This window comes from Streptomyces similanensis, from assembly GCF_039543625.1.
In the GTDB taxonomy this organism is placed as follows: domain Bacteria; phylum Actinomycetota; class Actinomycetes; order Streptomycetales; family Streptomycetaceae; genus Streptomyces; species Streptomyces similanensis.
The window spans coordinates 133,736-154,088 of the sequence record NZ_BAABKC010000019.1; the positions used below are offsets into that span (position 1 = coordinate 133,736).

Here is a 20,353-nt window from a genome sequence, read left to right on the forward strand (position 1 = left end):
TGGCTAGAAACGGCCGTCCTGGCAGCGCGCGACCCAGTCCGCCGCGGCCCCGAACTCCTCGTCCGACGTACCCATGAACGGCGGCCGCACATCGGCGACGCCGACGTCCGCCCGCGGGTACGAGCCGAGGAAGCGCACCTGGAGGCAGAGCCGCTTCAGGCCCATCAGCGCCTCCGCCATCCGGCGGTCGGAGATGTGGCCCTCCGCGTCGACGCAGAAGCAGTAGTTGCCGATGCCCGCGCCCGTCGGCCGGGACTGGAGCAGCATGAGGTTGATCCCGCGGGTGGCGAACTCGCCCAGCAGGTCGCGCAGTCCGCCGGGATGGTCGGCGCGCTGCCACAGCACCACCGACGTCTTGTCCGCGCCGCTCGGCGCCGCGGGCCGGGCGGGCCGGCCCACCAGGACGAACCTGGTCTGCGCGTTCTCCGCGTCGTGGATCTCCGTCTCCAGCGCCTCCAGGCCGTACCGGGCGGCGGCGAACTCGCCCGCGAAGGCGGCGTCGTAGCGGCCCTCCTGCACCAGCCGGGCGCCGTCCGCGTTGGAGGCGGCCGACTCCCAGAGGGCGTCCGGCAGGTTCGCCCTGAGCCAGTTGCGCACCTGCGGCTGGGCGGCCGGATGGGCGGTGACGGTCTTGATGTCGGACAGCTTAATGCCCGGCCTGACCAGCAGCGCGAAGGTGATCGACAGCAGCACCTCGCGGTAGATCATCAGCGGCTGGCCCGCGACGAGTTCGTCGAGCGTCGTGGTGATGCCGCCCTCGACGGAGTTCTCGATCGGCACGAACGCGGCCTCGGCCTCGCCGGTGCGGACCGCGTCCAGTGCGGACTGCACGGACACGTACGGGATCAGCTCCCGGGTGGCCGCCTCGGGAAGGGTGCGCAGGGCGACTTCGGTGAAGGTGCCCTCAGGACCGAGATACGCGTAGCTCGCTGGCATGACCTCACCCTAATGGCCCCGCCCCGGCTCGGCCCGCGTGTCTCACGCCCGCCCCCTCCGGCGGGTGAACCGACCGCCCCCGACGGGTGAAGGACCCTGCCTCACCGGGCCTCATCCCTCCAGCAGCCGCTGCCCCACGTACTCGCCCTTCGCCGCCCCGCCCGGGACGGCGAACAGACCGCTGGCCTCGTGCCGGACGAACGGCGACAGCGCGTCGCCGCGGTCCAGCTTGCGCTGCACGGGCACGAAGCCGCGCAGCGGGTCCGCCTGCCAGCAGACGAACAGCAGACCCGCGTCCGGCTCCCCGCGGCCGTCGAAGCCGTCGTGGTACGAGAAGGGCCGCCGCAGCATCGCCGCGCCGCCGTTCTGGTCGGGCCGGGTGATCCGGGCGTGGGCGTTGACCGGGACGACGAACGTGCCGTCCGCACCCGTCTTCTCCAGGTCCATCTCGGCGCTCTCACCGCTCCCGCCGAGCGGCGCGCCGTCGGACTTGCGCCGTCCGATGACGTTCTCCTGCTGGGGGAGCGACAGCTTCTCCCAGTCGTCCAGGAGCATCCGGATCCGGCGGACCACGACGTAGGAGCCGTTCGCCATCCATGCCGGGTCCCCGTCGGCGGGGACGAAGATCCGCCGGTCGAAGTCGGCGTCGGCCGGCTTCGGGTTGCGGGTGCCGTCGACCTGGCCCATCAGGTTGCGGGCCGTCATGGGATGCGCGGTGGCGCCCGGCGAGCGGTTGAAACCGTTCATCTGCCAGCGGACCCGGGCGGCACCGCCCGCCTCCTTCTGGATCGCGCGCAGGGCGTGGAAGGCGACCAGCGCGTCGTCGGCGCCGATCTGCACCCACAGGTCGCCGTCGCTGCGCGCCTTGTCGAGCCGGTCGGAGGAGAAGGCCGGCAGCGGGTCCAGGGCGGCCGGCCGCCGCTTCGTCAGGCCGGTGCGGTCGAAGAAGGCGCGCCCGAAGCCGAAGGTGATCGTCAGCGACGAGGGCCCCGCGTCCCGCGCGACGTCCGTGTCGCCGGACGCGGCCGGCTCGCCCGCCATCAGCCGCTCGGCCGTCGCCGACCAGCGGCGCAGCAGCGCGGCGGCCTCCGGGCGGCCCGCGCCGGCCGTCAGGTCGAAGGCGACGAGATGGCCGCGGGCCTGGAGGCCCTCGGTGATGCCGGGCTGATGTTTCCCGTGAAACATCGCCCGGTCGGCGCCGAGCGAGGTGAGCGGGGCGGCCCCGGCCGGCTCCGCCGCGTACCCCGCCGCCGCGCCCGCCGCGCCCAGGACGAGGCCGGTGGCGCCGGCCGTGCCGAGCAGCCGCCGGCGCGAGACGCCTGCGGCGGCAGGGGCGTCGGCAGGGGCGTCAGCGGGGGCGTCGGCCGGCCGGGGTCCCGACGGCGCGGGCGGGTCCTGGAGGGTCCGGTGGGTCCGGTCGGTCATGGTGGTTCAGCCGATCTGCGCGTTCTTGGTGACGGTGACCTGGTCGATGTCGGAGGTCCGCACGGTCACGGCGACCTGCCAGTCGCCCGCCATGGGGATCTCCACCCCGCTCGCCGCCCAGTGCCCGGTGGTGATGTGGTCGGGGGCCACCGGCAGCGGTCCGACGCTCTTTGCGGTCAGCGTGAAGGCGACCTTGACCTCGGGGACGTCGAAGGCCTTGCCGTCGGGCCGCTGCACATAGAGGTGCATCTCGTTGCCGCCCACGCGCGCGGGGTCGATGTCGAGCCGTACGACGCCCTTGCCGTTCCGGCCGCCGGTGTCGAACGGCATGTCGAGGGTGACGGCGCCGGCCGAGGCCGATGTGTCCGACGAGGACGCCGACGAGGAGGCGGCCGCCGCGGCCTCCTGCTCGGTGCGCCCGGGTTCGGTCTGCGTCAGCACGGTGGTGACGGCGAGCAGGACGACGGCGACGCCCGCCTCGGCCAGCACCGAGCGGCGCAGGCCGTACCGGTTCGGGTCGGCGTCGCGCTGCCGCTTGGTCCGGGCGGCCGCCACGGCGGCCCGCTGCCGGGCGAGCTGGGCGGCCCGCCGGGCGTCGCCGCCGCCCGCCCCGGGCTGCTTCTCCTTCGCCGAGTTCGCCGAGTTCGCCGAGTTCGCCGAGTTCGCCGGGCTCGCGGCCTCCTCCGCCTTCTCAGCCTTTGCTGCCTTCCCCGAGGGCGCCGCCTTCCCCGGGTTCGCCGCCTTCGGCGACGCTCCGGCGGCGGCCGTCGCCGGCACGGACTTTGGCTCCGCCGTCTTGGCACGGCCCTTCCTGCCCGTCCGCGCAGCGGCCCGGTCCGCGGCCGCCTCGGCCAGGCGGGCGGTCCAGCGCCGGGAGAAGGAGGCGAGCGCGACGAGCAGCAGCACCAGGGCGATCTTGACCAGCAGCAGCTGCCCGTAGCGCGTGCCGGTCAGCGCGGACCAGGAGCCGAGCTGGCGCCAGGACTGGTAGACGCCGGTGGCGACCAGTGCGACGACGGCGCCGAAGGCCAGGCGCGAGAAGCGGTGCACGGCGGCGGGCTCGACCGGCTGGTCCGCGGGCGCCCGGTACAGCGCGACCAGGAGGGCGGCGAGCCCGCCGAGCCAGACGGCCACGGCCAGCAGGTGGACGACGTCGACGGGCATGGCGATGCCCGGCTGGAGGCCGACCGAGGCGTGCTCGGCCATCGCCCAGCTCGCGGCGAGCCCGGCGGCGACCACGCTCCCGCCGATCGCGAGCCCGAAGGTTAGGTCCCGCTTCTCCCCGTCATCGCGGTCCTCGCGCTTGACGTACGCCCCGAAGAGCACCGCCACGAACAGCGCCGCAGCGGCCAGCAGCAGCAGCCGGGAGACCAGGGCCGCGCCGCTCTTGGTCTGGAGCACCTGCCCGAGGAGGTCCAGGTCGAAGACGTCCCCGACCTTGCCGGAGGTGGTGTAGGAGCCGCGCAGGAGCAGCAGCGCGAGGGTGGCCGCGGTGAGCGTGAGCCAGCCGGAGACGACGAGTCGCTGCACGGCCCGCACCCCGGCCCCGCGCTGCCAGCAGGCCAGGACGAAGGCGGCGCCGCCGGTCAGCAGGATGAAGCCGGCGTAGGAGGCGTAGCGGCCCACCCCGTACAGCAGGCCGACGATTCCGCTGCCCACCTCCTGCCCGCCGGTGACGACCGCCGTCTTGGAGGGGGCCCCGACGGAGAAGGTGTAGGCGCCGCCGACGGGGTGGCTGTCGGCGGAGACGACCTGGTAGGTGACGGTGTAGGTGCCCTTGGCCAGGCCGCCGCGCAGGTGCACGGCGTAGGTGGTGCCGCTGGTGTTGGCCGGCTTGCCGGTGTTGACCCGCTTGCCCGCCGGGTCGAGCACGCGCAGCGAGTCGTCGCTCATGGCGACCTGCTCGGAGAAGGTCAGCGACACCTGGGTGGGCGCCTGCGGGACCACCACCCCCTGCTGGGGGTCGCTGCCGGTCAGCGCGGCGTGCGCGGAGGCGGGGCCCGCGCCGCCCAGCAGCAGGCCGACGACGGCGAGGAGCAGCAGTACCAGGGGCCGGACGGCCCGGGGGGTGATGGTCCGCGTCAAGGTGGTCCCTCCCTCAGTGGCCGGTCGCGGGGTTGTACGTGGCCGACTTCACCGGCATCTCGACCCGCAGCTCGCCGGACTCGGCGAAGTGCAGCACGACGGAGATCGTCTGGCCCCGCACGGGCTTGCGCTTCAGGCCGTCGAACATCAGGTGATTGCCGCCGCTCTTGAACACCAGCCGGCCGTGCGCGGGAACGGTGAGCCGGCCGGCCTCCCGCATGGTCCCGCCGACGGTCTCGTGCGCGGTGACGGAGCCGGCCACGTCGCTGGTGACCGAGGTCAGCTGATCCGCGGCGCCGCCCTCGTTGACGATCGTCAGGAAGCCGGCCGCCATGGAGTCCGAGACCGGCTGGGGCATGTAGGCGGACGTGACCGACAGGTCGGCCTTCGCGCCGGACCCGTCGCCGGAGGCGGAGGCCGAGCCGCCGCACCCGGTCAGCAGGGCCGTGCCGGCCAGCGCGCCCGCCGTGAGCACGGCCGCCGCCCGGCGCCTCACGGGTTCTGTCCCTTGACGATCTTGGGCAGGTCCTTGGTGAAGTCCTCGACGGTGGCGCTCTCGCCGTAGACCACGTAACCGGCGTCCGTCTTCGGCGAGAAGGCGACCACCTGGGTGCCGTGCACGGAGACGAGCTTGCCGTTCTTGTCCTTCTTCGTCGGTTCGATGGCGATGCCGACGCTGCGCGCCGCAGCCTGGATGGTGGCGAAGTCACCGGTCAGACCCACGAACTGGCTGTCCATGCCGCCCAGCCACTTGCCCAGCTCGGCGGGCGTGTCGCGGGCGGGGTCGGTGGTCACGAACACCACTCGCAGCTTGTCCTGCTCGGCCTTGGGCAGCTGCTTCTTGGCGACGGCGATGTTGCCCATGGTCAGCGGGCAGATGTCGGGGCAGTGGGTGTAGCCGAAGTAGATCAGCGTGGGCCGGCCCGCGGTCTCCTCGCGGAGGTCGTACTTCTTGCCGTGCGTGTCGGTGAGCACCAGATCGGGCTTCTCGAACGGCTGGTCGAGAACCGTGGCGGCCCGCTGTGAGGTCTGCTCGGCGACGACGGTGGCGGGCTTGCCGCCCCCGTTGTCGCTGTCGCAGGCGGAGAGGGCCATCAGGGCGGCGGCGAGCAGCGCCGTCGCGGCGTACGTCTTCTTGCGCATAGAGAAATGTCCCAGAAGTGAGAAATCCGGCGCGCACCGGGGTCGTACGCAAGAGTCGCACGACCCCGGTGCGCGCTGCGGAGGGCGAGGTCAGGCGGCGGTGGTCCGCCGGCGCCCGGCGAACACGCCGTACGCCACGCCCGCCGCGCCGATCACGATGCCCACGATGCCGAGGACGCGGGCGGTGGTGTCGGAGCCGCTGTCGGCGGCCGCGGTGTTCTGGGCGGCGGGCTTGGCGCCGGTGGCGGCCGGGGCCGCCGCGTCGTGGGCGTCGTCGTCGGCCGCGGCGGACAGCTGGAGCGTGGGCGCCGGGTTCTCGGGCTCCTCCTGGCCCTTCTGCTGGACCTCGATCCAGCGGACGACCTCCTTGTTGGAGTACGTCTGGAGCGCCTTGAAGACGAGCTGGTCGGTGTCCTCGGGCAGCGCGCCCAGGGAGAGCGGGAACTTCTGGAAGTAGCCCGGCTGGATGCCCTTGCCCTCGGCGGTCCAGGTGACCTTGGTGACCGCCTCGGTGATCTTCTTGCCGTGCATCTCCAGCGGCTTGGCCAGCGCGGACTTGGTGACGTCGATCTTCCAGCCGTCCACGGGCTGCGGCATCACCGAGGCCAGCGGGTGGTCGGCGGGGAAGTTGACCTCCAGCTTGGTCGTGGAGGCGTTGTCGCGCTCGTTGGGGACCTTGAAGTCGACGACCGCGTAGCCGCCCTTGGCGGCGGTGCCCTCCGGCTGCACGCTGACGTGCGCGAACGCGGGGACGGAGACGGCGAGGACGGCGGTGCCGGCGAGGGCGCCGACGGTGGCGAGACGGGAGGTCCGGCGGCTGATGGTCTTCATGGCGAAGTGCACTCCGATGCGAGTGGGTTCCGGTGATCGGGGAGGTGCGCGTGCGCGGGGCGGGCCGGCGGTGCGGTCGCCCGGAATCGGGCACGCGCGCGTGCCGCGCGACGGCGGCCGCTCCCCGGGGCGGAACCCGCTGGGCGGGCCCGGTGCCTCGGTGGGGTGCTGGTCGCGTCGCGTCAGGCGGCGAGAGCGAGGGCGGCGGCCGGCGGGCCGCGGCGGATCACCGTGTGCTGGAGTGCGGTGGTGGGGGGTGTGAGCGGTGCCGAGTCGGTGGTGCGCGCGAAGCGCGGGCCCGTCCCGGGCGCCGTGGGCAGGCCGGCGCACAGGGCGCGCACCAGCGCGAGCGCCCCGCGCAGCGACCGCATGAGCGCGCCCTCGGCGACACCGTGCGCCGACAGCTCGATCAGCCGCAGCAGCGCGAGGTCGCCCCGGCGCAGCAGCCAGCCCGCGGCCAGCGCGGCCAGCAGGTGGCCGAGCAGCATGGGCAGGGACGGCAGCATCGAGGCCGCCGAACCGCCCGTGGTCAGGGCGTCCGCCGGATGCGCGGTCGACGGGGCGGGCCCGTCGTACAGGTGCGCGTCGACGAGGATGCGGTAGGCGCGGGCGGGGCTGATCGCCGCGCCGGTGCCGCCGCAGACGTAGTGCGCGGCTCGCTCCACCAGCGTGGCGTCGGACAGCGCGTGCGCATGGCCCAGGGCGGCCGTGGACGCCGACGCCGCCGACGCTCCCGCGGACCCGGCGGCCGTCGGGCCGGACACCATCCCGCTCATGCCGCTCATCCCGGTCATGCCGGCCATACCGTTCATGCCGTTCGCGGCGCCCATGCCGTGCTGCCCCAGCCCGAACAGCGTGTGCAGCGCGGTCTGGCCCGCCGCGAGCAGCGCCGCGATCCCCGGCAGCGAGCGCGCGCGTCCGGCGAGCGGCGCCACCAGGACGAGCATGCCCAGGAACCCCGCGCCCAGCGTCCACGGCGCGACCGTGGCGCAGGAGGCCAGCGTGTGCCCGGCCGCGGCCAGCACGACGCAGACCGCGGCGAACACCGCGGCCCGCAGCAGGCGCAGCTCGCGTCCGGCCGGGGCCGTGCGCGCGTGGGGGGCAGTCATGGCGGGCCCATCATCCCACCGACCCCCCGCGCGCCGTACGCCAGGTCCGCGAAATGAGGTACGTACCGGTGCCTCCCCTTTTCGTCCGGCGGCCGTCCGCCATTCGTCCGGTGGCCATCGGGCATACACCGGTTCCGTTTCGCCCACATCCGCCGATCGGGCGGCCGGGTGCGAACGCTGTGCTTACGTTCGGGTGCACCGGGCAATACGTAACGGTATGTCGAGCCGCGGCCGGGAGGCTGGAGAGCATGAGCATCTGGTGGTCACTCCATCTGCGGCGTGACGCTGCGAGTGTGCCGCTGGCCAGGCGGCTCCTGCTGGGCGCCATGGAGACCGCGGGCGTCGACCCCGACATCTCCTTCGACCTCTGCGTCGCCCTGAGCGAGGCCTGCGCGAACGCCGTCGAGCACGGCGGTGGCGGCGACTGCTCCGAGGCCTACCGCGTCACCGCCTACCTCGACGGGGAGAAGTGCCGGATCGAGGTGGCCGACGCGGGGACCGGCTTCCCGGCCGGCACGCGCCGCGCGCAGGCCCGCGCCGCGCACGCCGACGCCGAGCACGGCCGCGGCCTGTGCCTCATCCGGGAACTCGCCGACCACGTCCACTTCGCCAACAAGCCGGGCCGGGGTGGCGCGGTGGTGAGCTTCGACAAGATCCTCAAGTGGCGCGAGGGCGCTCCGCTGATGGCGGTGTAGGCCCCGGCGCGCGCCTTCGACGGGCGCCCGCACGGCGCACGCCCCGCAGGGCACACGCCCCGCAGGGCATATGCCCCGCAGGGCACACGCCCCGCCGGCCGCCCGCGCCCCCTCACCCCCCGTCCAGCACCTTCGCCAGCACCTCCAGCGCGTCCGGGTACAGCCGTTCCCGAGGGGTGCCGTAGCCGACGATCAGGCCCTGGGGGCGGGCCTCGTGCGGGGTGTGCCAGTGGTCGGCGAGACGGCCCAGGGCCAGGCCCTCCGCCTCCGCGCGGGCCAGCACCTCGGCCTCGTCGGGCACATCGACCAGGGCGTGCAGCCCGGCGGCGATCCCGCGCACCCGCCGGGAGCCCAGCAGGTCCAGGAGCCGGTCGCGGCGCCGCCGGTAGCGCAGCCGGCACGCGCGCACGTGCCGGTCGTAGGCGTGGCTGTCGATCAGCTCGGCGAGCGCCAGCTGGCCGATGGACTCGGTGTGGTGGTCGCTGTGCAGCTTGGCGTCGGCGACCGCGTCCACCAGGTGCGGCGGCAGCACCATCCAGCCCAGCCGCAGCGCCGGACCGAGCGTCTTGGAGGCGGTGCCGAGATAGGCGACCTGCCCCGGCGCCATGCCCTGGAGCGCGCCGACGGGCTGGCGGTCGTAGCGGAACTCGCCGTCGTAGTCGTCCTCGACGATCAGCGCGCCGCCCGCGCGTGCCCAGTCGGTGAGCGCCCGCCGCCGCTCGGGGTGCAGGGTCACCCCGGTCGGGTACTGGTGGGCCGGCGTGACGACGACGGCCCTCTCCTCGCCGAGGTCCCGCACCCGCACCCCGCGCGCGTCCACCCGCACCGGCGTCACCCGGCCGCCGGCGCGCCGCACCACCTCGCGGTGGAACGGCAGCCCGGGGTCCTCCATGGCGACGGCGCCGCTCTCCAGCACCCGGGTCAGCAGCGCGAGGCCCTGCACGTACCCGGAGGTGATCACGATCCGCTCCGGCGGCGCGATCACCCCGCGCGCCCGCCCCAGGTAGCCCGACAGGGCGGTGCGCAGCTCGATCCGGCCGCGCGGATCGCCGTAGTCGTACGCCAGCGAGGGCGCGGTGGCGATGGCGCGGCGCAGCGCCCGCAGCCAGGCGGCCGCCGGGAACGCGCCGACGTCCGGACTGCCCGGCCGCAGGTCGAAGCGGGGCGCACGGGCGCGTGCCGTCGCGTCCGGCTCCTCGGCCGGGACGGCGGGCAGCTCGGCGACCCGGGTCCCTGAGCCCTGCCGGGCGGTCAGGTACCCCTCGGCGACCAGCTGGTCGTAGGCGGCCTTCGCGGTGCCCCGCGAGATGCCGAGTTCGCCGGCCAGCCGCCGGGTGGCCGGCAGCCGGGCCCCCGGCGCCAGCCGTCCGTCGCGCACCGCGTCCCGGATGGCCTTCTCCAGCCCCGCCCGGCGGCCCGCCGCCGCGTCCGGTTCCAGGTGCAGGTCCACCCCGAAGCCGGACCAGAAGTCGTCCACGTCCACGAAACCCCTCCCCCTGGGCACGTGAACGGCCGGACACCGCGCGGGTGTCCGGCCGTCGCCCTCGAATCAGCCCTTGAGCCGCGCCATCCAGGCCTCGACCTCGTCGGAGCGGCGCGGCAGCCCCGCCGAGAGGTTACGGTTCCCGTCCTCGGTGACGAGGATGTCGTCCTCGATGCGGACGCCGATGCCGCGGTACTCCGCCGGGACGGTCAGGTCGTCGGCCTGGAAGTACAGGCCCGGCTCGACGGTGAGGACCATGCCCGGCTCCAGCGTGCCGTCCACGTACGTCTCGGTGCGCGCGGCGGCGCAGTCGTGCACGTCCAGGCCGAGCATGTGGCCGGTGCCGTGCAGCGTCCAGCGGCGCTGGAGGCCCAGCTCCAGCACCCGCTCCACCGGGCCCTCGACCAGGCCCCACTCGACGAGCTTCGCGGTCAGCACGCGCTGCGCGGCGTCGTGGAAGTCGCGGTACTTGGCGCCGGGCCGTACCGCGGCGATGCCGGCCTCCTGGGCCTCGTACACGGCGTCGTAGATCTTGCGCTGGATGTCGCTGTAGGCGCCGTTGACCGGCAGCGTGCGCGTGACGTCGGCGGTGTAGAGGCTGTGCGTCTCCACGCCGGCGTCCAGCAGGAGCAGGTCGCCGGAGCGGACCGGGCCGTCGTTGCGCACCCAGTGCAGCGTGCAGGCGTGCGGGCCGGCCGCGGCGATGGTGCCGTAGCCGACGTCGTTGCCCTCCACCCGCGCGCGCAGGAAGAAGGTGCCCTCGACGTAGCGCTCGCTGGTGGCCTCGGCCTTGTCGAGGACCTTCACCACGTCCTCGAAGCCGCGCACGGTGGAGTCGACGGCCTTCTGGAGTTCGCCGACCTCGTAGGCGTCCTTGACCAGGCGGGCCTCGGAGAGGAAGACGCGCAGCTCCTCGTCGCGCTCGGCGGTCACCTTGTCGGTGAGGGCCGTCTCGATGCCGCCGTCGTGGCCGCGCACGACGCGCACCGGGCCGGTGGCCTCGCGCAGCCTCTCCGGCAGCTCGCGCACGTCGGAGGCCGGGATGCCGTACAGCTGTTCGGCCTCGGTCAGGGAGTGGCGGCGGCCGACCCACAGCTCGCCCTGGCCGGAGAGCCAGAACTCGCCGTTCTCCCGGTCGGAGCGGGGCAGGAGGTAGACCGTCGCCCGGTGGCCGTCGGCGGTCGGCTCCAGCACCAGGACGCCGTCCTCGGTCTGGTCGCCGGTGAGGTAGGTGTACTCCACCGACGCTCGGAAGGCGTACTCGGTGTCGTTGGAGCGGGTCTTCAGGTTGCCCGCCGGGATCACCAGGCGCTCGCCGGGGAAGCGCGCGGACAGCGCGGCGCGGCGGCGGGCGGTGTGCTCCGCCTGCGCCACCGGCGCGAGGCCGTGCAGCTCGGTGTCGGCCCAGCCGGACTTCATGTTCTCGGCGAGCTCGTCGGACACGCCCGGGTACAGCCCGTTCTTGCGCTGCTTGATGGGTTCCTCTTCGGCAGACGCCAGGGTTTCCTCGGCAGACGCCAGGGTTTCCGGGGTCGCCGGGAGCTCCTCCGTCACGGTGTTCCTCCTTGGTACGGCACTGAACCTCCCCCATCGTACGGGCGTACGGAAGGGGGTCACCGGTGGTAGTGCCTGTTACCGGCGGACCCGGGCGCGGCGCCCTCCCTTATCCGAAGCGCGCTCCTACTCGAAGCGCGCCGCCAGCAGCGCCACGTCCTCCACGCCGTCGGTGGCGTCCAGGTCGTCCGGCAGCACCGTGCGCAGCACGTGGTCGGCGATCGCGCCGGGATCGTGGCGCAGCGCGCGCGGTACGGCCGCCGCCGCGGCGTGCAGCCGGGCGAAGGCGCGGTCGACGGAGTCGCCGGTGCGGTGCAGCAGCCCGTCGGTGTAGAGCAGCACCGTCTCGCCCGCCGCCACCTCGAACTCCACGCTCGGCGCCTCCCAGCAGGAGAGCATGCCGAGCGGCGCGGACACGGAGGTCTCCACGTACTCGGTGCGCCGCTCGCCCACCAGCAGGGGTGGGCTGTGGCCGGCGCCGGCCAGGGTGATCCGGCGCAGCGCGGGCTCGCAGTAGGCGAACAGGGCGGTGGCGCAGCGGGCCGGTTCGGTCAGCCGCAGCAGCAGCTCCAGGTCGGACAGGACGGCGACCGGGTCCTCGCCCTCCATCACCGCGTACGCCCTGAGCGAGGCCCGCAGCCGGCCCATCGCGGCGACGGCGCCGGGCCCGGCGCCGGTGACCGAGCCGACCGCGAGGCCGAGCGCGGCGTCGGGCAGGGGCAGCGCGTCGTACCAGTCGCCGCCGCCGCGCGGGCCGGTGCGGTGCCGGGCGGCGAGCTGGACGCCGGGGACGCGGGGCAGCCGGGAGGGCAGCAGTTCCTCGTAGACCGTCGCCATGCACGCGCGCGTGCGTTCGCCCTCCAGCAGGCGGGCCAGGTGCTCGGTGGCGAAGCGGACGTAGAGGCCGGCGAGGTGGCGCTGCCGCTCGGTCGGCTCGGCGGGCTCGTCGTAGAGCCAGCCGGCGGCGCCGAGACGGCCGGCCGCCTCGGTGGACAGGGGCAGCGCGTAGCCGGCGGCGTAGCCGAGCCGGGCGGCGACCTCGCGGTGGCGGGCGTCGAGGCCCTCCTCGGCGAACAGGTCGGGGCGGACGACCTCGCCGGCGCCGCCGGGCAGTCCGGCGGCGGTGTCCAGGAGCGCGCCGTAGGGCATGGCGCCGCGCGGCACGGTCTCGATGTGCCCGAGGTCGGCGCGGGCCAGGCCCAGCCCGACGGTGGTGTCGGGCCCGAGGCCGTCGTCGGGTTCCAGCACGACGAGTCCGCGCCGGGCGCCCACCAGGGCGGCGCCGGCGCGCAGCAGTTCCGTCAGGGCGGCGTCCAGGGCGTTGGTGCGGGCCAGGCGCTCGGTCAGCTCGTGCAGGGTGGTCAGGTCGGAGACCCAGCCCGCGAGCCGGTCCTGGAGGAGGGTGCCCGGCGGATGCGGGTGGTGCGGCCCGGCGGCGGGGTGCGCCGCGGCCGCCTGAGCTGCGCCCGACGCCGTGGGAACGGGCGCGACAGTGTGTGCCGGTGCGGGGACCGTTGAATCGATTCCGGCCACTTTCGCGGGGTGCGGGGCGTTCATGGCGTCCGGCTTTCCGACCGGTGCGTACTGCTCAAAAGCATCGCAAACCCCCATGTCATTCTGCACGGCCGGCAGTGTCTCCACATGTACACGCACTCGTGAGGGGATGTCCAGCATTGTCCTGCTGGGATTCCTGGTGTCAGCGTGCGGTGCCGGATCTTCCTTCGAACCTCTTGCGCCACAACGAAGTTGGCTTGAAACTGCCTCGGGTAACGGCCTATTGCGGTCGACTGGGTTTGCTCCACAGAGCGTCACAGCGGTCGTGATGGGTACCTACTCGGAGAAGGCCGGGGGTGGTTGGCAGCCACCCGGAACCCGGCGACGGACCCGGGCGTCCTATCCACCGACGACCGTGCCCCATCTTCGCGTGACGGCGGCGGAGAGCAGAACGCGCGACGGCGAACCGCCAGGCTCCGCCACCCCACGCCACGCCCGTACCCTCGGAAACCGCAGTACGGGCGGGCTGCCGCGGAAGCAGCCGATGCTCGGCCCATAGGGGGTCCCCGTGCCCGCAGGCAGGGGTGTGATGCGCCATCAGGTACGCACAGTGAAGTGATCTACACATGGTGTGATGTGACCACGGTGTTGCGAGCGGTGCAACGGAAAGGACGAGCGCTCATGCGCGAGATCCCCGGAAGGCGACGCAGGCTCCTGTCCCGGCGCGGTACGGACGGGACCGAGCCGATCAGCGCGGCCCTGACCTTCGCGACCCGGTGGCAGTGGCCGGTGGTGCCGGGCGTGGCCCCGGACCCACGGCGGCCGGGCCGGTGCGGCTGCCCCGACGCGGAATGCACGGTGCCCGGCGCCCACCCCTTCGACCCGGGGCTCCTCGCGGCCACCACGGACGCCCGGATGGTGCGCTGGTGGTGGTCCAACCGGCCCACCGCGCCGATCGTGCTGGCCACCGGCGGCACGGCGCCCTGCGCGGTGAGCCTGCCCGCGCTGGCCGCCGCCCGTGCCCTGGCCGCCCTCGACCGCGCCGGCATGCGGCTCGGCCCGGTCGTCGCCTCGCCCACGCGCTGGGCGATCCTCGTCAAGCCGTACTCCATGGAGCAGCTCGGCGAACTCCTCTACGCCAAGGACTTCGTGCCCGGCTCGCTGCGCTTCCACGGCGCGGGCGGCTACCTCGCCCTGCCGCCGTCCGAGACCGGCGCCGGACCGATCCGCTGGGAGCGCGCCCCGCTGCCCGGCTCCGCCGCGCCCTGGGTGCCGGATGTGGAGGCCGTGGTGGACGCCGTCGTGGACGCCCTCACTCGTACGGGTGTGAGCGCGCCCGAGTTGTAGGGGGCGTCGGGCGCGGGGGAACGGCGGCGCCCGTTCTCGTCGTTATCGTCCCCTTATGCCGCGTCAGCTCCAGCACCAGCCGAAGCCTCGGTCCCCGCGCCTGTCCCGGCCCGAATGCGCGTCCCGGCCCGGATGCGCGTCCCGGTCCGAGGAGCACGGAAGCCGTTCGCCGCGGCGCGGCGGCCCGGACCCCCGCCGCGTCCGGCTGGCCGCCCTCGCGGCCGTCGTGGTCTGCGCGGCGGTGCTGCCGCTGGCCGTCGCGTCCGCGGGCCAGGTGGAGGGGCGCGGCGGGCGCGACGGGCGCGACGGGGCGGCCGGGGTGGTCGGGGCCCGGATGGCCGACCAGGCCGATGTGGTCGGTGGGGCCGGCGGGTCCGATGGGCCCGGTGGGACCGGTCGGGTCGATGGAGTAGACGGGGTAGCTGGAGGCGTGGGCCGGGCGGGTGGCCGGGACGGCTCGGCCGCGTGGTCCGCCGGACGGTCCCTGCCGGACGGCGACGACAAGATGCCCGCCGCACCGCGCCGTTCCCCGCTGCTGCTCGGCATCGGAGAGGCGACCGCCGTCCGCTGCGGACCGGAGGTCTCCGCGCCCGACGGCGTGGAGGCGCAGACCTGCGTGATCGCACAGGGCGAGGAGACCTGGGCGCGCGTCTACTACCGCAACACCACCGGGGAGCCCCTGGACGCCGCCCTGACCCTCATGGGCCCCGGCGACCGCACCGTGCGGACCCGCTGCGCGCCCGAGGGCGACGACGAGCCGGAGACGTGCGAGACCCCGCGCGGGCACACCCGGGGAGCACCGTCCGGCAACGCCGGCTACACGGCCGTCGCGGAGTTCGCCCGGCCGGGCGGGAACGGGGAGCTGCTGCTGCGCGCCGGAAGCAACACGGCGCCGGGGAGCGGCGGTTGACCCCCGGTGAGCGGCGGCGGCCGACCGGCGTCCGGTGCGCTGCGGCTGACCGGCTGACCGGCTGCCGGTGAGCGGCCTGCGGTCCGTCGACGCGCGGTCCGCCTCCGACCGCGCTCGGTGACCGCGCGCGCGGCCTTGCGCGGGCATGGAAAGACCCGGTTGCTGGCGACGGGGGATGCACCAGCAACCGGGCTATGGGAACGGTAACAAGAGATCGCCGGTTCGCAAATTCGAACTCGGCTTTCCGGTCACCGGCTGGGTGGCGTTTCCGGACACCGACTCGCCTGCTTACAAGGGGAGTTGTGGCGGAGGCCGCCGATCCGTGCGAAGGTGTTCGGCTGACCGGTCGGTCAGCCGAACCCGTCGGCCGGCAGATCAGCTGAGCGTGACCTGCCGGTTGGTCAGGCCGCCGCGCGCCCGGCGTTCGTCCGCGGTCAGCGGAGCCTCGACGGCCAGCGCCTCGGCCAGCCGCTCGGCGAACTCCGCGGCCGGCTTCTCCACGTCCTGCGCGCCGACCTCGCCGGGCAGGTCCCAGACCGGCACCGTCAGACCGTGGGCGCGGAAGGAGCCGACCAGGCGGGTGCCCTCTCCGAGGCCCGAGCGGCCTGCCGCGTGCAGCCGGGCCAGGGCGTCCAGCAGACGCTCCTCCGGGTGCGGCATGACCCAGCGCAGGTGGTTCTTCTCCGGCGTCCGGCACCAGTACGCCGCGTCGACGCTCTGCAGGCGCACGGTCGGGATGGCGGCGGCGTTGGCGCGCTCCAGGGAGGCGGACACCTCCGGCGTCGCGTTCTCCGCGTCCGGGACCCAGAACTCGAAGCCCTCGTGCACCACCGGCTCGAAGGGGGCCTCGGGGTCGAGCAGGTCCTGGAGCCGCGGGCCGTCGGCCGGGGCGCGGCGGCCCTGCACCGGCGTGCCGGACTCGGCCTCCAGAGCGCGCCGGAGGGTGTCGGCGAGGTCGCGGCTGATGTCGCCGGACGGGGTGTCGTTCTGGAGGCCGATCAGCACCGAGCCGTCATCCCGGCGCAGCGCGGGCCAGGCCATCGGCAGCACCGTGGCGAGCCGGACCGACGGAACGCCCTCGGGCAGGCCCTCGCGCAGCGTCAGTTCGACCGTGGCGGCGGGGACCAGCTCGCGCAGCGCCACCCAGTCGCACTCGCCGGGCAGCCCCTCGAAGGGCCGCTGCACCAGCTCGGTCGCCGCGTGCGCGGCGGCCCGGCCGTGGCAGGCCTTGTAGCGCCGGCCGCTGCCGCAGGGGCACGGCTCACGGGCGCCGACGACCGGGATCTCCCCGTCCGTGAGCTGCGGGCGCTTGGCCCCCGTCTGGGGTCGCTTCTTGGCCATCTGGGTGTCTCCCGGTTACGGCTCGTCTCGTACGGGCGGGAGCCTAGTCGTTCACGCCCTCAACGACGGGGAGCCTGTGGACAACTCGGGGAATCTCGGGGAACGCGGACACGGGAAGGCGGGTGGGGCGGAGGGGGCGGAGGGACCGGGAGAACCGGAAGAACCGGGAGAACCGGAAGAACCGGAAGAACCGGAAGAAGGGGAGAAGGGGCGAAGGGGGACGAGGGACGGCGGGGCGCGGTGAGGCGTGCACCGGCGGCGGGCACGACCACGACGCGCCGGCGCCGCGGCCACGCCCGCGCGACCCGTTCGGTCCGCGACCCGTTCGGTCCGGGACCCGCTCGGTCCGGGCCCGCCCGTTGGATCCAGGCCCGCCCGCTCAGTCCAGGTCGTCGAAGGCGTCCGCGAAGTCCAGTTCGGGGAGGGCGGCCACCCGTGGAGCGGCGACGCGGGTCGCGAAGTCGTCGCGGCGGTGGCTGGCGTCCGGGTCGTGCACGTCGTCGTGGACGACCACCCAGACGGTGACCTCGCCGCGGACGTCGTCCCGCACTCCCCAGTCGTCGCAGAGCGCCGTGACGATGGCCAGGCCGCGGCCGCCGTGCGCGGTGACCGAGGGGGTGGCCGGGGCCGGGCGGGTCGGGCCGCCGCCGTCGGTCACCTCGACCACCAGCCGGCCGCCCGTGTCCACCCGCCAGGCCGCCCGGACGTCGCCGTCACCGGCGAGGGCGCCGTCCAGCGGCCGGCCGTGCTTGCAGGCATTGCTCAAGAGTTCGGAAAGGACCAGTACGGCATCGTCGATGACCGATTCCGCCACACCGCCGCCGCGCAACTGCTCGCGCATCCGGTGCCGCGCTTCCCCGACGCCCGCAGGGCCATGGGGAACGGCCATGCACGACGACGTGGGCACCTCCTGTGCCACCACCAACGCCACCCCCGAGACCTCCTTCGCCCCACGCCACGGTGTGGATGCCCCATCGGCCTGAACCGGAAACCGGCCGTTCCCCGCCCGGCGACGCATTCACGACGAACGAACACGCACCGAACGCGCCGGAGCACTCCCTGTCGTCACATGGCCGGATTTCTACCGTGTGGCCGGAACCGGAGCTTGCTGGCAGAGGGCGGCCCCGGTCAAGGGCCGCGACGCATCGGTGATGGATCAGCGGCCGAGCTGTTGCAGCACCGCGAGCGGACGGTTGGTGATGATGGCGTCGACGCCCAGCTCGACGCAGAGGTCGACGTCCTCGGGCTCGTTCACCGTCCAGACGTGCACCCGGTGCCCGGCCTGCTTCAGACGCTCGACGTACGCCGGGTGGCTCCGCACGATCCGGATGGAGGGCCCCGCGATCCGCACCCCCGCCGGCAGCCGCCCGTCGCGCAGCCGGGGGGAGACGAACTGCATCAGATATACCGTCGGCAGCGTCGGCGAGGCCGCCCGCACCCGGTGCAGCGAGCGCGCCGAGAAGCTCATCACCCGCACCGGCGACTCCTCGGCCGCGGCGGGGGCGTCCAGACCGAACCGCTTCAGCAGCTCCAGCAGCCGTTCCTCCACCTGTCCGGCCCAGCGGGTGGGGTGCTTGGTCTCGATCGCCAGTTCCACCCGCCGGCCGGCGTCGGCGACGAGTCCGAGCAGCCGCTCCAGGGTGAGCACGGAGGTGTCCTCGGGGTCCTCCGGCCGCACCTCCCAGTCGGGCTCCTCGTCCCGGCCGCGCCAGGAGGCCCGGGTCCGCAGGGCGCCGAAGTCGAGGGCGGCGAGGTCGGCGAGCTCCAGGGCCGACACCGCGCCGCGGCCGTTGGACGTACGGTTGACGCGGCGGTCGTGCACACAGACGAGATGGCCGTCGGCGGTGAGGCGTACGTCGCACTCGAGCGCGTCCGCGCCGTCCTCGATGGCCTTGCGGTAGGCGGCCAGCGTGTGCTCCGGGGCGGCCTCGGAGGCTCCGCGGTGGGCGACTACCTGGGGATGGTGCTGCCGTGCGTGGGTCACCGCGTCATGGTGCCACCGCCGCGGGGTAGGCGTGACGGCGAACGGGTGTCGATGATGTGTCCGTTTCATGTGAGATGACCTATATAAGGAACAGGGCCGGACCCACAGCAACGGCTTATGGTGCTCTGACGGCCTGTGGGAAAAGCTGACTACCTACAGATGTACATGCACAGCTGGAGCACGCCGGGTCGTCGGCAGGCATGAGCGAGTGTGACCAGTGCGACCGACAACAACAGCCGTGGATCGAGGAGAAGAGCTGTGAGCACCGAGAACGAGGGCAACGAGGTACCCCCGGCCCCGTCCGCACCTCCCGTGCCGGTGGAACCGTCCGCAGCTTCCCCGCAGACGTCCGCCCCGCAGAGCGGCGGCGCGCCCGCCCCGCCGCCGCCCAGCACTCCCCCGCACGTGCCCGGCGCCGCACCGCAGAACGCCCACGGCGGCCCCGTCCCGCACGGCGCCCATGGTGCGCAGGGCGCCCACGGTGGCCCCGTCCTCTCGGACGCTCCCACCGCCACCGGCGCCCCGGCGCACGCCTCCGCCGGCTACGGCAGCTCGCCCGCCGACGGCTCCTGGCCGCCCCCGCCGCCCGCCACGCCCGCCTACGCGGACGGCGGCGCGGGCACGGGCGCCGGCGAGGGCCCGGGCGAGGGGCACGGCGGCGGACCCGGCTGGGGCTCGGCTCAGCAGCCCGAGCCGAAGGCGCGCGGCCGGCGCGGCGGGCTGATCGCCGCGGTGCTGGTGGCCGCGCTGGTCGCCGGCGGACTGGGCGGCGGCCTCGGCTACACCCTGGCGAAGAACGACGACAACGGCGGCTCCACCACGGTCTCCGCCTCCGACTCGGGCGCCGCGCAGGTCAAGCGCGCCCCGAACTCGATCGCGGGCGTGGCCGCCAAGGCGCTGCCGAGCACCGTCACCATCGAGTCCGAGGGCTCCAACGGCCAGGGCGGCACCGGAACCGGCTTCGTGTTCGACACCCAGGGCCACATCGTCACCAACAACCACGTGGTGGCCGACGCCGTCGACGGCGGCAAGCTCACCGCCACGTTCCCCAGCGGCAAGAAGTACGACGCGGAGGTCGTCGGCCACGCGCAGGGCTACGACGTCGCCGTGATCAAGCTGAAGAACGCCCCCTCGGACCTCAACCCGCTCTCCCTCGGCGACTCGGACAAGGTGGCCGTCGGCGACGAGACGATCGCCATCGGCGCGCCCTTCGGCCTGTCGAACACCGTGACGACGGGCATCATCAGCGCCAAGAACCGGCCCGTCGCCTCCAGCGACGGCAGCTCCGACAGCAAGGCGTCGTACATGAGCGCCCTGCAGACGGACGCCTCGATCAACCCGGGCAACTCCGGCGGCCCGCTCCTGGACGAGCGCGGCGCGGTCATCGGCATCAACTCCGCGATCCAGTCCTCCAGCAGCGGCGGCCTCGGCAGCACGGGCCAGTCCGGCTCGATCGGCCTGGGCTTCGCCATCCCGATCAACCAGGCCAAGTACGTCGCCCAGCAGCTGATCAAGTCCGGCAAGCCGGTCTACGCGAAGATCGGCGCCTCGGTCTCCCTGGAGGACGGCACGAGCGGCGCGACCATCACCGACCAGGGCGTCGGCGGGGCGGCGTCGGTCGAGTCGGGCGGCCCCGCCGACCAGGCCGGCCTCAAGTCCGGCGACGTGATCACCAAGCTCGACGACCACGTGATCGACTCCGGCCCCACCCTGATCGGCGAGATCTGGACCCACAAGCCCGGCGACAAGGTCACGATCACCTACAAGCGCGGCGGCAAGGAGCACACCACCTCCGTCACCCTCGGCTCCCGCGTAGGCGACAACTGACCACCCCTGCCACCCGCCGACCCGTTACTCTTGTCCCCGCGCCGCCGATCACGTCCGGCGCGGGGTGGGTTGCCCGAGCGGCCTAAGGGAACGGTCTTGAAAACCGTCGTGGCAGCGATGCCACCGTGGGTTCAAATCCCACACCCACCGCAGCGCGTCGCAGGTCTCGGATCTGCTGGTCAGGAGGGG

At 74.2% G+C, this 20,353-nt stretch carries 17 protein-coding genes and 1 tRNA gene; 5 read left to right on the plus strand and 13 right to left on the minus strand.

Annotation, left to right across the window (positions count from 1 at the left end):
- Positions 1-3 precede the first annotated feature (3 nt).
- The 7 genes from pheA to ABEB07_RS07655 all read right to left on the minus strand — a co-directional run bounded on the left by pheA (position 4) and on the right by ABEB07_RS07655 (position 7,529).
- Positions 4-936, minus strand: coding sequence for a prephenate dehydratase (gene pheA / locus ABEB07_RS07625; RefSeq protein ID WP_345667545.1), 933 nt, complete (start codon positions 934-936; stop codon positions 4-6).
- A gap of 111 nt (positions 937-1,047) precedes the next feature.
- Positions 1,048-2,361 carry an iron uptake transporter deferrochelatase/peroxidase subunit gene (efeB, locus tag ABEB07_RS07630; protein WP_345667546.1) on the minus strand — a complete coding sequence of 438 codons (1,314 nt, stop codon included), beginning with the start codon at positions 2,359-2,361 and terminating at the stop codon, positions 1,048-1,050.
- 6 nt (positions 2,362-2,367) lie between these two features.
- On the minus strand, positions 2,368-4,446 hold the full coding sequence (locus ABEB07_RS07635) for a copper resistance CopC/CopD family protein (protein WP_345667547.1): 2,079 nt from the start codon (positions 4,444-4,446) through the stop codon (positions 2,368-2,370).
- Positions 4,447-4,459: 13 nt separating this feature from the next.
- Complete coding sequence (locus tag ABEB07_RS07640; protein ID WP_345667549.1) at positions 4,460-4,942, minus strand: copper chaperone PCu(A)C; 483 nt, start codon at positions 4,940-4,942, stop codon at positions 4,460-4,462.
- Positions 4,939-5,589, minus strand: coding sequence for an SCO family protein (locus tag ABEB07_RS07645; RefSeq protein ID WP_345667550.1), 651 nt, complete (start codon positions 5,587-5,589; stop codon positions 4,939-4,941). Before ABEB07_RS07645 ends, ABEB07_RS07640 begins: the two co-directional genes overlap by 4 nt.
- Before the next feature lie 90 nt (positions 5,590-5,679).
- Positions 5,680-6,420 carry a YcnI family copper-binding membrane protein gene (locus ABEB07_RS07650; protein WP_176149666.1) on the minus strand — a complete coding sequence of 247 codons (741 nt, stop codon included), beginning with the start codon at positions 6,418-6,420 and terminating at the stop codon, positions 5,680-5,682.
- 182 nt (positions 6,421-6,602) lie between these two features.
- Positions 6,603-7,529 carry a hypothetical protein gene (locus tag ABEB07_RS07655; protein ID WP_345667551.1) on the minus strand — a complete coding sequence of 309 codons (927 nt, stop codon included), beginning with the start codon at positions 7,527-7,529 and terminating at the stop codon, positions 6,603-6,605.
- Between the two features lie 248 nt (positions 7,530-7,777).
- On the opposite strand from ABEB07_RS07655, the gene ABEB07_RS07660 reads away from it, so the two are divergent.
- A complete protein-coding gene (locus ABEB07_RS07660) occupies positions 7,778-8,224 on the plus strand; it encodes an ATP-binding protein (protein ID WP_164589165.1) in 447 nt (148 codons plus the stop codon).
- A gap of 112 nt (positions 8,225-8,336) precedes the next feature.
- Here ABEB07_RS07660 and pdxR read toward each other — a convergent pair whose 3' ends face one another.
- The 3 genes from pdxR to ABEB07_RS07675 form a co-directional block, all read right to left on the minus strand.
- Complete coding sequence (pdxR, locus tag ABEB07_RS07665; RefSeq protein WP_345667587.1) at positions 8,337-9,701, minus strand: MocR-like pyridoxine biosynthesis transcription factor PdxR; 1,365 nt, start codon at positions 9,699-9,701, stop codon at positions 8,337-8,339.
- A 72-nt stretch (positions 9,702-9,773) separates the two neighbouring features.
- The gene (locus tag ABEB07_RS07670; protein ID WP_425588969.1) at positions 9,774-11,261 is read right to left on the minus strand and encodes an aminopeptidase P family protein; all 1,488 of its coding nucleotides are present in this window, start codon (positions 11,259-11,261) and stop codon (positions 9,774-9,776) included.
- A gap of 126 nt (positions 11,262-11,387) precedes the next feature.
- Complete coding sequence (locus ABEB07_RS07675) at positions 11,388-12,935, minus strand: PP2C family protein-serine/threonine phosphatase (RefSeq protein ID WP_345667552.1); 1,548 nt, start codon at positions 12,933-12,935, stop codon at positions 11,388-11,390.
- A gap of 501 nt (positions 12,936-13,436) precedes the next feature.
- On the opposite strand from ABEB07_RS07675, the gene ABEB07_RS07680 reads away from it, so the two are divergent.
- Together ABEB07_RS07680 and ABEB07_RS07685 are read left to right on the plus strand one after the other, a co-directional pair.
- Complete coding sequence (locus tag ABEB07_RS07680; protein WP_345667553.1) at positions 13,437-14,102, plus strand: bifunctional DNA primase/polymerase; 666 nt, start codon at positions 13,437-13,439, stop codon at positions 14,100-14,102.
- A gap of 430 nt (positions 14,103-14,532) precedes the next feature.
- Positions 14,533-15,012 carry a hypothetical protein gene (locus ABEB07_RS07685; RefSeq protein WP_345667554.1) on the plus strand — a complete coding sequence of 160 codons (480 nt, stop codon included), beginning with the start codon at positions 14,533-14,535 and terminating at the stop codon, positions 15,010-15,012.
- Positions 15,013-15,387: 375 nt separating this feature from the next.
- On the opposite strand, the gene ABEB07_RS07690 is transcribed toward ABEB07_RS07685, so the two are convergent.
- From ABEB07_RS07690 to ABEB07_RS07700, 3 genes are all read right to left on the minus strand, one after another.
- A complete protein-coding gene (locus tag ABEB07_RS07690; RefSeq protein WP_176149661.1) occupies positions 15,388-16,353 on the minus strand; it encodes a DUF5926 family protein in 966 nt (321 codons plus the stop codon).
- A gap of 379 nt (positions 16,354-16,732) precedes the next feature.
- Positions 16,733-17,284: an ATP-binding protein gene (locus ABEB07_RS07695; protein ID WP_345667555.1), complete on the minus strand. Its 552-nt coding sequence runs from the start codon at positions 17,282-17,284 to the stop codon at positions 16,733-16,735.
- Between the two features lie 225 nt (positions 17,285-17,509).
- Complete coding sequence (locus ABEB07_RS07700) at positions 17,510-18,337, minus strand: glycerophosphodiester phosphodiesterase (RefSeq protein WP_345667556.1); 828 nt, start codon at positions 18,335-18,337, stop codon at positions 17,510-17,512.
- Positions 18,338-18,595: 258 nt separating this feature from the next.
- Between ABEB07_RS07700 and ABEB07_RS07705 the strand changes: the two genes are divergently transcribed.
- Together ABEB07_RS07705 and ABEB07_RS07710 are read left to right on the plus strand one after the other, a co-directional pair.
- Positions 18,596-20,164, plus strand: coding sequence for a S1C family serine protease (locus tag ABEB07_RS07705; RefSeq protein WP_345667557.1), 1,569 nt, complete (start codon positions 18,596-18,598; stop codon positions 20,162-20,164).
- A 63-nt stretch (positions 20,165-20,227) separates the two neighbouring features.
- Positions 20,228-20,314: transfer RNA gene (locus ABEB07_RS07710), tRNA-Ser, on the plus strand.
- Positions 20,315-20,353 lie beyond the last annotated feature (39 nt).